The sequence below is a fragment of the Colwellia sp. E2M01 genome, assembly GCF_018860585.1.
Taxonomy (GTDB): Bacteria; Pseudomonadota; Gammaproteobacteria; order Enterobacterales; family Alteromonadaceae; genus Colwellia.
This window is the reverse complement of record NZ_JAHKPR010000037.1, coordinates 61,338-76,103: the sequence shown is the minus strand read 5'-3', so window position 1 is coordinate 76,103 and position 14,766 is coordinate 61,338. Positions and strand designations below refer to the sequence as shown.

The 14,766-nt window shown below is 37.4% G+C and carries 11 protein-coding genes; 5 read left to right on the top strand and 6 right to left on the bottom strand.

Annotated features, from left to right (window positions below):
* Nucleotides 1-125: 125 nt before the first annotated feature.
* On the top strand, nucleotides 126-683 hold the full coding sequence (locus tag KO502_RS08305) for a TrmH family RNA methyltransferase (RefSeq protein ID WP_216022115.1): 558 nt from the start codon (nucleotides 126-128) through the stop codon (nucleotides 681-683).
* 49 nt (nucleotides 684-732) lie between these two features.
* Here the strand turns inward: KO502_RS08305 and KO502_RS08300 are convergent, their stop codons facing one another.
* Nucleotides 733-912 (bottom strand): DUF6435 family protein, encoded by a 180-nt coding sequence (locus KO502_RS08300; RefSeq protein ID WP_216022114.1) that lies wholly within the window; start codon nucleotides 910-912, stop codon nucleotides 733-735.
* Between the two features lie 215 nt (nucleotides 913-1,127).
* On the opposite strand from KO502_RS08300, the gene KO502_RS08295 reads away from it, so the two are divergent.
* Nucleotides 1,128-2,174 (top strand): alpha/beta hydrolase, encoded by a 1,047-nt coding sequence (locus tag KO502_RS08295; protein WP_252730647.1) that lies wholly within the window; start codon nucleotides 1,128-1,130, stop codon nucleotides 2,172-2,174.
* 120 nt (nucleotides 2,175-2,294) lie between these two features.
* Here the strand turns inward: KO502_RS08295 and KO502_RS08290 are convergent, their stop codons facing one another.
* The 5 genes from KO502_RS08290 to malQ all read right to left on the bottom strand — a co-directional run bounded on the left by KO502_RS08290 (nucleotide 2,295) and on the right by malQ (nucleotide 9,160).
* A complete protein-coding gene (locus tag KO502_RS08290) occupies nucleotides 2,295-3,593 on the bottom strand; it encodes a hypothetical protein (RefSeq protein WP_216022113.1) in 1,299 nt (432 codons plus the stop codon).
* The gene (locus KO502_RS08285) at nucleotides 3,593-4,849 is read right to left on the bottom strand and encodes an MbnH family di-heme enzyme (RefSeq protein ID WP_252730645.1); all 1,257 of its coding nucleotides are present in this window, start codon (nucleotides 4,847-4,849) and stop codon (nucleotides 3,593-3,595) included. Before KO502_RS08285 ends, KO502_RS08290 begins: the two co-directional genes overlap by 1 nt.
* Nucleotides 4,850-4,853: 4 nt before the next feature.
* Complete coding sequence (locus KO502_RS08280) at nucleotides 4,854-5,927, bottom strand: MbnP family copper-binding protein (protein WP_216022112.1); 1,074 nt, start codon at nucleotides 5,925-5,927, stop codon at nucleotides 4,854-4,856.
* A gap of 223 nt (nucleotides 5,928-6,150) precedes the next feature.
* The gene (locus KO502_RS08275; protein WP_216022111.1) at nucleotides 6,151-6,801 is read right to left on the bottom strand and encodes a 3'-5' exonuclease; all 651 of its coding nucleotides are present in this window, start codon (nucleotides 6,799-6,801) and stop codon (nucleotides 6,151-6,153) included.
* A 97-nt stretch (nucleotides 6,802-6,898) separates the two neighbouring features.
* Entirely contained in the window at nucleotides 6,899-9,160 is a 2,262-nt protein-coding gene (gene malQ, locus KO502_RS08270) for a 4-alpha-glucanotransferase (RefSeq protein ID WP_216022110.1), read from the bottom strand.
* Between the two features lie 325 nt (nucleotides 9,161-9,485).
* Between malQ and KO502_RS08265 the strand changes: the two genes are divergently transcribed.
* From KO502_RS08265 to KO502_RS08255, 3 genes are all read left to right on the top strand, one after another.
* Nucleotides 9,486-9,782, top strand: a complete 297-nt coding sequence (locus KO502_RS08265; protein WP_216022109.1) for an isoamylase early set domain-containing protein — start codon at nucleotides 9,486-9,488, stop codon at nucleotides 9,780-9,782.
* Between the two features lie 320 nt (nucleotides 9,783-10,102).
* Nucleotides 10,103-12,187 carry a glycogen debranching protein GlgX gene (glgX, locus tag KO502_RS08260; protein ID WP_216022108.1) on the top strand — a complete coding sequence of 695 codons (2,085 nt, stop codon included), beginning with the start codon at nucleotides 10,103-10,105 and terminating at the stop codon, nucleotides 12,185-12,187.
* 107 nt (nucleotides 12,188-12,294) lie between these two features.
* A complete protein-coding gene (locus KO502_RS08255; RefSeq protein ID WP_216022107.1) occupies nucleotides 12,295-14,757 on the top strand; it encodes a glycogen/starch/alpha-glucan phosphorylase in 2,463 nt (820 codons plus the stop codon).
* The last annotated feature ends 9 nt before the right edge of the window (nucleotides 14,758-14,766 follow it).

Genomic DNA, 14,766 nt, shown 5'->3' with positions numbered 1-14,766 from the left:
TAATCAGATTGGTATAAGTGAATAGACCGAATTATGACAAAAATAATTGCCTAGCAAAAAAGTTATTATTAAGGGAAAATATAGCATCTCCACCGCCCTTATTAATTCACTAAAAGATCCCTTTTATGTCTTCACTAACGCCTTCAAACATACAACTTAGCAAAGATGAACTAAGAACAACTAAACCGACTAGAAATGAATACCTAAGCCAACCTAAAACCCCATTAGTTGTTGTATTAGATCACGTTACCAACAGTTATAACATCGGTTCATTTATTCGTTTAGCTGATGCTTTTGCTATTGAAAAAATTATTGTTTGTGGTGAATTAACCATTTCTGATAAAAAACTTAAAAAAGCATCAAGAAACGAAGCTAAATGGGTCAATATTGAATACAGTGACAACACAGTAAGAAGTTTAGAAAAGCTAATAACTGATGGTTATACCGTTTACAGTGTTGAACTATGCAATGATTCAGTAGATTACAGTGAAGTAACTTACCCGAAAAAGAGTGTGCTTGTGTTAGGTAACGAGCGAAAAGGGGTGAGTGAAAAAGCCCTTAAATTAAGTCATCAACATATTCATATTCCTATGGTTGGTATGGGTAACTCGTTAAATGTGTCAACGGCAGGCGCAATTGTCATGGCGGAATGCGCTAATCAATTAAGAAAAAAGCGTGTATAAATGCGCATTAACCTTTTATCAAAATAGAGTAAATCTAGTAGTAATACCATTAAGAGTTATTAGTGTTTTCTAGCGCTAATATTTGCTCTCTAATATTTTCCGCCTCCGCAGTAATCATAGCGTAAGATTTAATATCGCCATTTCTTTGGGCGAGCATTGCTTGCTCAAGTTTAGCTTCGTAAGCTTTATCTAATTTTTTAATTGGGTTTTGCTTAAAAAAAGAAAACATATAATATTATGCCTATATTGCATTGCCATCGGTGGTCGGTGCTTAATGATACCTGATACGTTTGTTAACATCTTTTAGATCATTGAATCTTGTTACCACTTAAATATACATGCTAACTTTAGGCTGTACATTGAAACCGAAAGTTGAGGCCGAACGAATAAACGAAGGCCGAACACTCCAAAACCCCTATTACTAACCCATCACATGAGATTAATATGAAACAACTGATTGCTATAAAAACAAGGTGTTTTTTTAAATTAGGATTAATGTTAATTGCCTTTGTTACTTATATGTCACAAGCCTTAGCTGCGCATCCAACAAAATACAACAAAGAATTAGATGGTTTTGACTACCCTTTTACCGTAAAAACCTTTGAATTTAAATCACAAAATCAAACATTGAAAATGCGCTATATGGATATAAGTTCAGATACCCATAAGGGTAATGATGAAAATGCCAAACCAACCATAGTGCTACTGCATGGTAAAAACTTTTCAGGTTACTACTGGGAACGCGTTGCTAACGATCTACTCAAAAAAAATTATCGTGTGATCATTCCCGATCAAATCGGCTTTGGTAAATCATCAAAACCTGAACATTACCAATACAGTTTTGGGCAACTTGCGCTAAATACTAAATTATTACTTGATAGTTTACACATTAACAAAGCCGATATTGTCGGTCATTCTATGGGCGGTATGTTAGCCACTACTTTTGCAGCCAATTATCCAAACGAGGTAAATAAGTTAATATTGATTAACTCGATAGGCTTAGAAGATTACGGTAAATACGCGCAGTTTAAAGACGTTAACTTTTTCTATAATAGCGAGCTCAATAAAACCTTAGACAAAGCTAGAAATTACCAAATAAAAAATTATTACGATGGTAAGTGGAATGAGCAATATGAAGCTTTATTAATCCCACTTAAAGGTCAACTTGCCGGTGATGATTGGCAAATTGTTGCTTGGAATAATGCGCTAACTTACGGTCCTATTTTTTCTGAAAATATTGTCGCAAGATTTTCAGAAATAAAAAACAAAACCTTTATTATTAACGGCACCAGAGATAAAACCGGCCCTGGTAGAGGTTGGTTAAAGCCAGGCGTAACTCGTGAGTTAGGTAATTACCAACAATTGGGTATTGATACGCAAAAACGTATAAAAGGCTCAACACTGATTGAATTAGACGGCTTAGGACACATGCCACAATATGAAAATTATGAAGCGTTTAGCAAAGCTTTTAATCAAGCGCTGAATAATTGATTCTATTCAATAAAAAACACAAGATTAACCGCTAATAGAGTAATAAAAAACCTACAATTACTCTATTAGCTAAAGGCGTTTATAAATTAAAAGCGCGAACAAGTTCCCGCCTACAACAGCCTACAAAATATCATATTGCCATTGAACCCCAACGCTCAATACATCATTAATTTGAGATTGCTCGTTACTTTCATCTTTCATCCATTGTGTACGTAAAACAAAGTTATCATGAAAAGCATAAAGCCAAGCGACACTTAATCGGCTCGGTTCAAAACCATCGTTATTTAATCCGACTTGGTCGATAAAAGTTTGTGTCGTTTGGCTAAACTTATTTTCAGCACTTAATATTTCATATTGCACATGTAAACTATGTTGTTTACGTTTTAAAGATGTCGCTAAGCGGTAAGCATTATCGGTAGCGTCCATAAAAGCACTTTGAGTACTGCTAAATACTTGACCGTCAATTTGTGTTTGCATCCATTCAAATTCACCTTTTAAAAGCCAATTTTCAGTATGCCAACTGGCATCTAAATAAAGCCCTGTCGTGATAGTATCTCCGGTAAAATATGATTCAACGATATCATCGACTGTAATACCGTGATTATGTGAGTCGCTATAACGATCATCCGCTCTTTGTTCAGCTTTACTGTACATCACCCATAACTTAGCTGAAGTGTGAAAAGCTTGGTAACTTAAATCAAAATGACTAAATGCTGAAACACTCCCTTCTCCTGCGCTAGCTGGAAAATTATCGCCATTAAAGATTTCCAAACCAACTTTGTAACTAGTATCAATCTGATCAACTGGCATTTGCTGAGTTTTTTGTGGCGTAGTATTAGCACCTTCAACAAGCGCTAATCTTATGCCAATATCATTAAAATGACGCCCAAAAAACACATCAGCAGATAATGGAGCTTGGTCAAAAATATCCATTGAGGCATGGTAATTTAAGGTGTCGGTAACCGCTGTTGCCATTTTTCCACCTTCTAATAAAAACATTTGATTGAATAAAGTAAACTCGGTACCCATCCATAGGTTTTCTAATTCAAGGTTATTTTCACCGCCGTGACTATGACTACTTAATTTAGCTGCTACATAATAATCGTTATCTATATTTAGATAACCTTGTAATTGCACGTCATCAAGACTTACGCCTTTCTCCGCTGGTAACGCCTCACCACCTACCAAAAAGCCATCCGGTTGCCATACAGCATCATTTTCAACAATACTGTTATTGCGATAAGTTGCTGCAGCTAACACTTTCAATGAATTGTTTTCAAACATAGAAACTTTTTGATGAGCCATGGTAGACGTGCTCACAGCCGTAAGTAACAGTGATAAAGCAAGTGATGAATAAACTGGTTTTATTGATGAAACAAGCTTAGCGGTAAAGCTAAGTTTAAAAGCGAGCGTAGACATTAATGATCCTCATGGGGATTTGAAAATTTTTCATTATTAACGAAGTCATAATCAGTCAGTGATTCTAAAAAAGCGACTACTGCATCTATTTCTTCATCAGTGGCATCAAAGCCAGGAATAAAACTTGATTTGTAAGGGTTATTTTTACCATCACCAGCATTAATACCTGACGTAGTTAATGTGCCACCTCGGGCATAATGCTCAACCACTTCACGTAATGTACCAATACTACCATCGTGCATATACGGGGCTGTTAACTCAATATTACGTAATGATGGTGGTCTAAATTTTCCCTTATCTGCAGGATCGCCAGATAAATCATAAATACCTTGGTCGACCTCAGGGTAGCTGCCGTCATCATTAACGTTGTACAAACCATTATTAAAAAATGGAAATACTAATGAGCCTGTAAGAGTGTTGGCATCTTTATAAGATACCGTAAAGTTAACGCCTGTATGACAATGAAAACATTCAAATTTCTCACCATTAAATAGGTTAAAACCTTGTTTTTGCTGTGCGGTTAACGCCTCTTTATCACCTTGCAAAAATTCATCATAAGGACTGTTAGCACTGATCATAGTGCGTACAAAGCTGGCTAATGAGAATATCACCTTGTTCATAGTCACGCCTGTTTCACTGCTTTTTTCACTGTTTGGAAAAGCTGCTTTAAATAGTTGTTGATACTCTTCATCTTCATCAAAACGGGTTAAAACAGTTGCTAGCTCTGCATCGGTTACACCTAACTCAATAGGATCATCGGCTCGAATTGGTACGTTAAGTTGGTCTTCTAATTCAACAAAGGTATCATTACTCCAAGTAAAACTAGCGTTATAAGCAACATTACTTAAGCCTTGACTGTTACGTGCTAACACATGCCCGGTAGAGCCTGTAGGTGTTGCTATACCGTCAGCAAAAGCATCTGTTTGAAAATGACAAGAGCCACAAGACTGGGTTTGATTAGCAGACAATTTAGTTTCGTAGAATAAGAACCGACCTAAGGTGATTTTTTCTTGAGTAAGTGGGTTAAAATCAGGAATAGCAGGAATAGGCATGTGATCAGGCAAGTCTAATAACAAGCGCAAGTCTTGCTCATCTGCAGAAGCGCTAATAGTTGTGCTGGAATCAACATCACAACCTGACATGAATACGGGCGTTAAAATAACAAAACTCAGTAAACGTATGGCTTTAATTACACTTATTACCATCGTTGTGCTGAGTTTTGTTGAAGTTAACCGATAAAGTCGGTTATTTGGCATTAAGTTACTCTTTAATAAATACTAGGTTGGTATCAGCATCCGCAGAGCCATCGACAGTACTTAAACCGAAGTTTTCGAACAATGCGCTACAATCAGTAGAAGCGGCAGCGCCAAATGAGTGACAACTTACGGTAGGTACCGACTCGCCATCATCCGCTGAAAACTTAGCATTTAACAGCATAGCATCAACATCAATAACGACAGTATCGGTTGCTAAATTAAAGTTGTTTATCGTTACTTTTGGTGTATTTACAAAACCACAACTATTTTGCGATTCTAAAGCGAATACGTCATCTGCTCCTTTACAATCCGTACTTCCTAAATGTACCGCACCAGTACCTGTTGTACTATTTGCATCAGCGCTATGAGCATGACCACTATGATCATCACCACTGTCTTCATGAATTTCTTCTGTAGTCTCAGCAACGTCCGCCGCTGCTTCTACGTGCTCTACTATTGCCACGTCATTAGATTCAATAGTAAATTCCATCACAAAGTGGCGGTAACCACTTGCCCACGACCAATACATTTCGTTTAATGGCGTTGGTGCATCTTCTTGGGTATTAGTTGCAATAACATCTTGCATTACCGCTTGTGGTACACCCACATCAAAACTTACGCTAGCAACTGTACCATTTAATACCGTACCGGTAATACTTTCATTAGTACGCTCTGTTGCGCCATCAACACAAGCACCTGCAGTGTTACTTGTTAAATCGACCAAGCCAACGAAGCCTTGCTCATGGTTTAATTGAAAATCGTTACTGTCTAATTCAACATTTAACTCATTATTGTTTTCATCATAAAACTTAACATTACTTACGTAAAAACGTAAATCACTTACCGAAATTGAATGTAAACCATCATCGGCAGTACCAAAGTTATTATGAGTACTATCACAAACGACTGTTTCACCTGCACTTTTAGCGGAAAAATTAAGCGTGAAAGGTGCATTTTCTTCAATAACACTTTCACTGTCTGAGCCACAACCAACAAGTAATGCTGCTGAAGCTAAAGACATTGTGGCTAGTTTTACTGATAACACCGATTTTATCGCAGGGGTGAATTTATTAAACATGAAGTAATTCCATTAAGTAACTTTAAGATAAATATTATGTTTTTAATAACTATATTATAAAGCGTGCTAATAAAAACAACCTGTGACCAATTGTCGCAGTTATTAAAAAACAACACCTAAATGTAGGTAAATTGTCATAAATAATAGAAGGTTGAACTTAAAATACCTATTAAGTTTAAGAAAGTATTAAGTATGTAATTAAGAGTTGCTTTAAAATATATTATTAGTAGCTAGCCAACACCTTAGCTACATTCGCTTTAGTGGTTTTAGTGAGCTTTTGCACTAAGGCAAAAGGGATTTGTTCAAGCCCTGTTTGTTGCTTAATATCGTCAAGCATCACTAACCAAAGTTTAGCGGTCATTTCAGCATCAAATAAGGCTCTATGAAAACTACCATTTGAGGGAATATTTTTATATTGAATGAGGTTTGATAAACTATGACTTGGTGCGCTTTGGTTTATTCTTCGTGAAAGTAAAACCGAACAAACAAATTGGCCGTCATAATTAGCTGATATATGGCTAAGTTCATTGTCTAAAAAACGCTTATCGAATGAGGCATTGTGAGCAACAAGATTATGCCCTTGTATAAAATCACTAAACCGAGCCATCACCTCATTACATGGTGCTGCTTTACTTAACATAGCATTGGTAATGCCAGTGTAATTTTCAATAAAAGAACTAACGCGTCTACCCGGGTGCATTAACTCTTGAAAGCGATCAAGTATTACGCCATTTTCAAGTTTTACCGCACCTACTTCAATGGCTCTGTCACCGTTATCAGGTGATAAGCCTGTCGTTTCAAAATCGAGAATAACCAGTGAGTTTGCATTTGAATTGACGTTGGTAATGTTATTTTTATTGCTGTGTTTATTCATTGTAATGTTATTTTAATGATTTAAAATCTAGTGCTGAGAAACCTAGGCCCTAGAAGTTAGATACTAGGAGCTACTCCTAAAACCTAGTGCCTAGTACTTACTTAGGCCTTGCCACATTCATAGCACGGACAATATCTGTCATAGAATTAGTTTGCCAAAAATCTTCCAATAACACAGGTAGCTTTTGTAACCAATTAGGGTGTTGATCAATAGTCCCCGGAATATTGACTTGCTCGGCTATTTCTAAAGCGTCCTCAATGGGAATCAACTGTAAATGACTCGGCGAAACGGCTAAGTATTTTTGCACTGCAATACTTAATTCTGTGTTCATTAACGCAGGGCTTAACGATGGCGCTTTGTTCATATCAATAACTTGTAAGTCATTTAATGCTGCAATAAGGTTTTCACGCTCAAAAGTACGTGAATTTCTATCAGCCAGCCCTGTTTCCTCATTTGGGTATAGTTCAAGTTGCTGACGCCACTCTAAGTCTCGGCCTTGCCACCAACCAGTCAGCGTTGCCGTATCATGGGTAGCAATAGTAACAACAGATTGCTCAGGAAAAGTATCCGGACGTTTAAACAAACCTGAATCCCAGCGTTCAAAAAATAAAACCTTAAATGACAACAAGCCTGCATTTTGAATAGTTTCACTAAAACCATCAGGTACGTTACCTAAATCCTCACCAATCACTACACAGTTATTACGGCGAGATTCTAATGCGATAATACGTAAAATATCGTCCCACGGAAAACTGATATAAACACCTTCATCGGCTTCCATACCAGGCGCTACCCAGTATTGACGCATTAACCCTAGAATATGATCAATACGTAACGCACCAGCATATTGCATACTCGCGCGCAGTGCTTTAACTAAAGGTTGATAACCTTGTGTTTGTAATGCTACTGGGTTAATTGGCGTTAATCCCCAATTTTGTCCTAATGCGTTCATGTCATCAGGTGGTGCACCAATTGATGCACCAGCAACATAAACGTCTTGCTCAGACCAGACATCAAAACCAGAGCCATCACAACCAACCGCTAAATCAAGATACAAACCTATAGCCATATTTTTATCGCGAGTTTGTTGACTGACAGTACTTAGCTGTTGATCGGCAATCCATTGTAAAAAACAAAAGTAATCAATACGTGTCGCATGACTTATTTGAAATTCGCGTACTGCCTCACTACTAGGGTTTTGATATTCTGCGGGCCAGTCTGTCCAACCAAAAACATTTTCATCATTGTTATGAAAATACTCATATAGGGCATCAAAGGTTGCAAACTGCTGTAAATCATTACCCAGCTTATTTTTAAATTGTGCAAATTCGCTCGCCATTGTTTGGTACAAGGTAGCCGAGTTAGCAGGCAAAGCCATGTCAGCTTTATTTACACAAAAGTCGGCAAACAACAATTCAACAATGTCATATTTAAGCTTGGCAACTGCTGGATAATCAACCAAATCCGCCGCTTGGCTATCGGCAAGGCTACGTTGAAACAATGGGCTATTAACCTTATCTTGCGCTAATTGACAGCATTTAAAGTTAGCTATTTGAGTTACATCAATATAAAGAGGATTGATAAAACAACGGCTTGATGGCGAATATGGACTTCGGTGCGCAGGATTATTTACATACAAAGGGTGCAACGGATTTAAGCCAATGGTCGCCGCTTGTTGTTGGGCTGAAATATCCACTAATTTACTTAAATCGGAAAAGTCGCCCATGCCCCAATTATCATTACTACGAAATGAATATAATTGTGCGGTATAACCCCACATTTTATTATTTGAAGCAGTTTGTGCCGAGTAACAAGTTTTAGGTGCATAAATTAGCGGACAACTGGCTGAGCCTTGCAACGAATCATTGTTTTTAAAAAAGCTTACATCAAGTTGATGATAGCCTTGTGTTAGTGTCGGTAAATTTAACAGGTACTGACAATATTGGGTTTCGCCAATACTCGCCTCTGCAATAATTAGTAGTTCGCTAACATTAATTTTCCCTTCAATTATATTGTCAGCTCTATTTTGGTTATGATTTTTACTCGGAACATTTTCAGTGTCTTCTTCTAAGACTATTTGCCAAACAAGCTGCAAACCATCAACTTTAGGTAAACTGATGGTAATAGCATGTTCTTGTTCTTCAAGCTTGGCTATGTGAACCACTGGCAATATAGTAGTCCATTGCCTTTGCTCTAAATAATTAATTGATTCGGTTAATGATTCATCATCTAAATCAAAGCCCATTGCATTTAACAACGCTCGTTTGGCTTCATCGGTTGCAAATACCTTATCACCAAAGGTACCGGTATAACTTTCGTGAAAACCTACAATATCGGCTAATTTCCCGATCAAATCCATGTTAATTCCTTATCAATTATAAAATTAATTTACTTAAAACATTAAACACAGTTCCACTCAAATATAGCTTAAACATTAGCCAAATAAATTTACTTTTTGATTCTTAATTAGAAAATCTTAACACTACTTTAATAATTCCTTTAACAAAATTTATACACATTATTATATTCGGCTCGATTTATGCTCTTTTCATATTACCGACATATAAATCGGTGATTATTACATCGAAAACGCACATTCCTGGTGCTTATTTAAACAAACCGCACTAAAAAAAAGCATAATCAGTGAATGTAATTTATTAGTACCTGCTAAATGGAGAATACCAATGCTAACAAAGAAGTTTTTTAAGACCAAAGATGAAGCTGAAGTAACTTTTGAATTTAATCGAAGTGACGTAACCAATGCAGCGCTTGTGGGTGACTTTAATGACTGGCAAGCCATTGATATGAAATTCAACAAAAAAACGAAGAGTTTTATAACCAAGGTGAGGTTACCCAAAGGCGGAACTTTCCACTTTCGCTATCTGTTAAATGATAGTGAATGGGAAAATGATTATAAAGCAGATCAATACTTACCTAATGCTTTTGGCACTGAGAATAGCGTGGTACAAACGACCCAATAACAGTCAAGTATAAAAGAGATCTTACTTAATGTTCTTAGAATAAGCTGAACAAGCACTACCTTAACGTAAATACAAAGTAATTAATTATCAATATTACTAGCATGGTTAACATCAACGTATGAGTTAAGGTTTTGCGTTCGCCTGCAATAAATAGGCTTATTTTACCAATAAAAACAAAATGATAATTCTTTAATTGCAGTTTAGTTTTTATTGTTTTACTTTGTATTCTACTTTATATAAAAGTATTTTATATTTAATAGCGACTCACAAAATTATTATAGATACAAGCAAGATAATCAACCTGTCGTTACTGGAGAGACATGAATCAATATAGAATAGAGCCTGGCAAGGCTTATCCAATAGGTGCAACCGTTACTGATTCAGGTGTTAACTTTTCTATTTTTTCGGCCAATGCTGAAAAAATTGAACTCTGTATTTTTGACGAACAAGGTTATCAAGAATTAGCACGTTTTGCTTTACCACAATGCGAGCATAATATTTGGCATGGCTCACTTAAAGGCGCTAAAGTTGGTCTGGTATATGGCTACCGAGTTTATGGTCCGTATAGTCCAGAGTACGGCCATCGCTTTAATCATCATAAATTATTACTCGACCCTTACGCCAAAGTATTAAAAGGTAAGTTTGCTTGGTCAGAGCGTCATTTTGCCTACAATGTGCATGATCCAAAACAAGACTTGTCTTTCGATGCCAGAGATAACTCTGACATCATGCTAAAAGCGGTTGTTACCGAGCCATCAGCTCCTGTTATGCCAAGAAAACCGATTCCTTGGCAAAACACCGTTATCTATGAAGGTCATGTTAAAGGCTTAACTGAACTGAACCCGAAAGTACCAGAAGCGTTACGAGGCTCATTTTTAGGGTTAAGTCATCCTTCGATGATTGCTCATTATCGTGCTATCGGTATTACCACCATTGAATTATTACCCGTACAACAGTTTATTTCTGAAGCGTTCTTAACCGATAAAAAACTCACTAATTACTGGGGTTACAACACGCTATCATTTTTTGTACCGCATCAAGATTACTTAAATCAACATCAAGTACATGATTTTCAGCGAATGGTTGATGAACTACATCAAGCGGGTTTTGAAGTGATCATTGATGTGGTTTACAACCATACCTGTGAAGGTAACCGTTTAGGGCCAACGTTAAGTTTTCGTGGTATAGACAATAGCTCGTATTATCGCTTAAACCCATCAGAGCCACGTTATTATATTAACGATACCGGTTGTGGCAATACTATTAACATTAGTCATCCACGCGTGATGCAAATGGTGATGGACAGCCTACGTTACTGGGTGCAAGTAATGGGCGTTGATGGCTTTAGATTTGATTTAGCGACTATATTAGGTCGAGAGTTACATGGCTTTGATAAAAGCAATGGCTTTTTAGACGCTATTTTACAAGACCCTATTCTTAATAGTGTTAAGGTAATTGCTGAGCCTTGGGATATTGGCCCTGGTGGTTATCAACTCGGTGGATTCCCGTCGCCTTGGTCTGAGTGGAATGACAGATACCGCGATACCATGCGCCGATATTGGCGTGGTGACAAAGGCTTATTACCTGAATTTGCGCGTAGAATTCATGGCTCTAGTGATATTTTTGAACATAGCGGCCGCCAGCCTTTTGCTAGCATCAACTTTTTAACTAGCCACGATGGTAATACCTTATATGACTTAGTCAGTTATCAAGATCGTCACAACGAAGCCAATGGTGAAAATAATCGTGATGGCCACTCTGATAACTTTGCTCGTAATCATGGCGTAGAAGGTGAAACAACTGATCCTAATATTTTGGCTGTTCGTTTACGCCAAATTAAAAATATGTTGGCAACTTTGATGCTTTCGCAAGGTGTACCTATGCTGCTTGCTGGCGATGAAATTGGTCGCACGCAAAAAGGTAATAATAATGCCTACTGCCAAGACAACGAATTAAATTGGTTAAGCTGGAACGAAAACGCCTTATATGCGCAAGAGCTAACAGCCTTTACCGCAAGCTTAAGTGCATTACGTAAAAAATTTACTATGTTAAGCCACGATCGCTTTATTCATAAAGAAGATAAAAAATCGACCGTTGATATTACTTGGTATCACCCATCGGGTTTTGAAATGCAAAAAGATCAATGGCACTCGCATCATGGGGCAACCTTAGGTTATTTAATTGAAGAAAAAGCACCTAACACCCCCGTGTTGTTATGTTTATTTCACGCAGGCGAAGAAACAGTTGAGTTTCAATTACCTGAGATAGACAGTATCAATCATTGGCAAGTAATGGTTGATACTAGCTCGAATACTGAACAGGGTGAATTACGTAATATACCCGCAGAGCGAATGATTACTATGCTGCCATTTTCAACAATTGTGCTGTTAAGTGACACGGAATAACGTTTATTTATAGTTTAGAATTAATACATTACAACTTAATAGGTGCTAATCAACATTAGGATAAGCCCCATTCAAAAGCCGCTAATAAAAAACAGGAATACCGATTAATGAAAAAAGACAAAGGTTTCTGCGAAATCACTACCTCTGATGACAGCGTTTTAATGAATGAGCACACATTTGCAGAAGATTTAGCACGTCACTTCCACTTTTCATTAGGTCGTGACAAGGTTCAAGAATCACATATTTACCTTTATAACGCCCTCGCTATCACTATTCGCGATCGCTTAGTCGCACAATGGCGAAAAACTCGAGAATCACGCGGCAGTCAACGTCGTGTTTCTTATATTTCCTTAGAATTTTTAATGGGACGTACCCTTAATAACGCCGTCTTAAATTTAGATTTAGACGAAACCGTGCGTGATGCTCTGCAAGGTTATTGCTGTGAATTAGAAAATGTCGAACAAGCTGAACATGACGCTGGTTTAGGTAATGGTGGTTTAGGACGTTTAGCCGCGTGCTTCTTAGATAGTTGCGCGAGCTTATCCTTATCGGTGATTGGTTATGGTATTCGTTACGAATACGGTATGTTCAATCAAAAAATCAAAAACGGTAATCAAATTGAGCAACCAGATAATTGGTTACGTAATGGCAATCCATGGGAAATAGCCGCCCCAGAAAAAACCGTCCGCGTGAAGTTTTTCGGTAATGTTGATGTCATTAATAAACGCAACGGTCAACAATATCGTCAATGGAATAATACCCAAGATGTATTAGCCGTACCTTATGATATGCCTATTCCTGGTTATCAAAATGGCATAGTAAATACTTTAAGATTATGGAAATCTGAAGCCACTGATGAGTTTGATTTAGAAGAGTTTAACGCCGGTAGTTATACCGAATCGGTAGCGCGTAAAAATCTTGCTGAGCAAATTACCATGGTGCTATACCCAAATGACAGCAGTGAAAATGGTAAAGAGCTACGTTTACGTCAACAATACTTTTTATCTTCCGCATCACTGCAAGATACCATCAACGGTTACATTGAAAACCATGGCAATAGCTTTGATAAGTTTGTTGAGCTTAATACTTTTCAGTTAAATGATACCCATCCAAGCATCGCCGTGGCAGAATTAATGCGCCTTTTAATGGATGATTATTGTATTCCTTGGGATGCTGCATGGAGCATCACTACACAAACTATGGCGTATACCAATCACACATTATTACCTGAAGCATTAGAAAAGTGGCCAGTAAAATTATTTGCACATTTACTACCACGAATCTTAGAGATTATTTACGAAATTAATGCCCGTTTTCTACGCGAAGTTGCCGTAGCATGGCCTGGGGATTGTTATAAACAACAAACACTATCCATTATTGAAGAAGGACATGAGCCCCAAATAAGAATGGCACACCTAGCTATTGTTGGTAGTTATTCAGTAAATGGTGTTGCCGCTTTACATACTGAGTTATTAAAAGCGGGATTGTTTAACGACTTTTATCAGTTATGGCCTGCAAAATTCAATAATAAAACCAATGGCGTTACCCCACGCCGTTGGTTGTCGCACTGTAATACCAGCTTAAGCGAAATTATCACCAGTAAAATAGGTAAAAATTGGGTGGCTAATTTTGCAGATATTGCAAAAATTCAACAATTTGCAGAAGACAAAGCCTTCCAACAACAATGGCGCGACAGTAAAAAAGCCAATAAACAAGTTTTAGCCGATTTAGTTGAACAAACTACCGGCGTTAAATTCGACGTCAACATGATGTTTGACGTACAAGTTAAACGTATTCATGAATACAAACGTCAACTGCTTAATATTTTGCACGTTATTGGCTTGTATGATCGTATTCGCAAAGGTGACATTGCTGACATTACTCCGCGTTGTGTGCTTATTGGCGGTAAAGCAGCACCAGGCTATGTTATGGCCAAACAAATCATCAAACTGATTAATAATGTAGCTGATACTATTAATTTAGATCCTAAAGCAGCGCCCTACCTTAAAGTCGCTTTTATTCCAAATTACAACGTATCAGCAATGGAAGTTATTTGTCCTGCTACCGACTTATCTGAACAAATATCCACCGCAGGTAAAGAAGCATCAGGCACGGGGAACATGAAGTTCATGATGAATGGTGCACTTACTATTGGCACTTTAGATGGGGCAAACATTGAAATAAGAGATGCGGTTGGCGCTAGTAACTTCTTCCTATTTGGTGCACAAGCCCATGAAGTTTCAGCTATTCGTGAAAATTATCAACCAAACGACATTATTGCCAATTCAGAAACACTATCAGCGGTAATGCACTTGTTAGAAAGTGGTCATTTTAATTTATTCGAACCGGGTATTTTTGATGCCATTATAAAAAACATTCGTGATCCGCATGATATGTGGTTAACCGCATATGACTTTGATAGTTATTTTAGAGCACAAAGAGAGGTGGATAAATTTTACCAAGATCAAACATTATGGACCAAGGTAAGTATTTTAAATACCGCAGCAAGTGGCGTATTTTCTAGTGATTACACCATTAGTCAATATAGGGATGAAATTTGGAAGTTGTAGCTTTTCTTA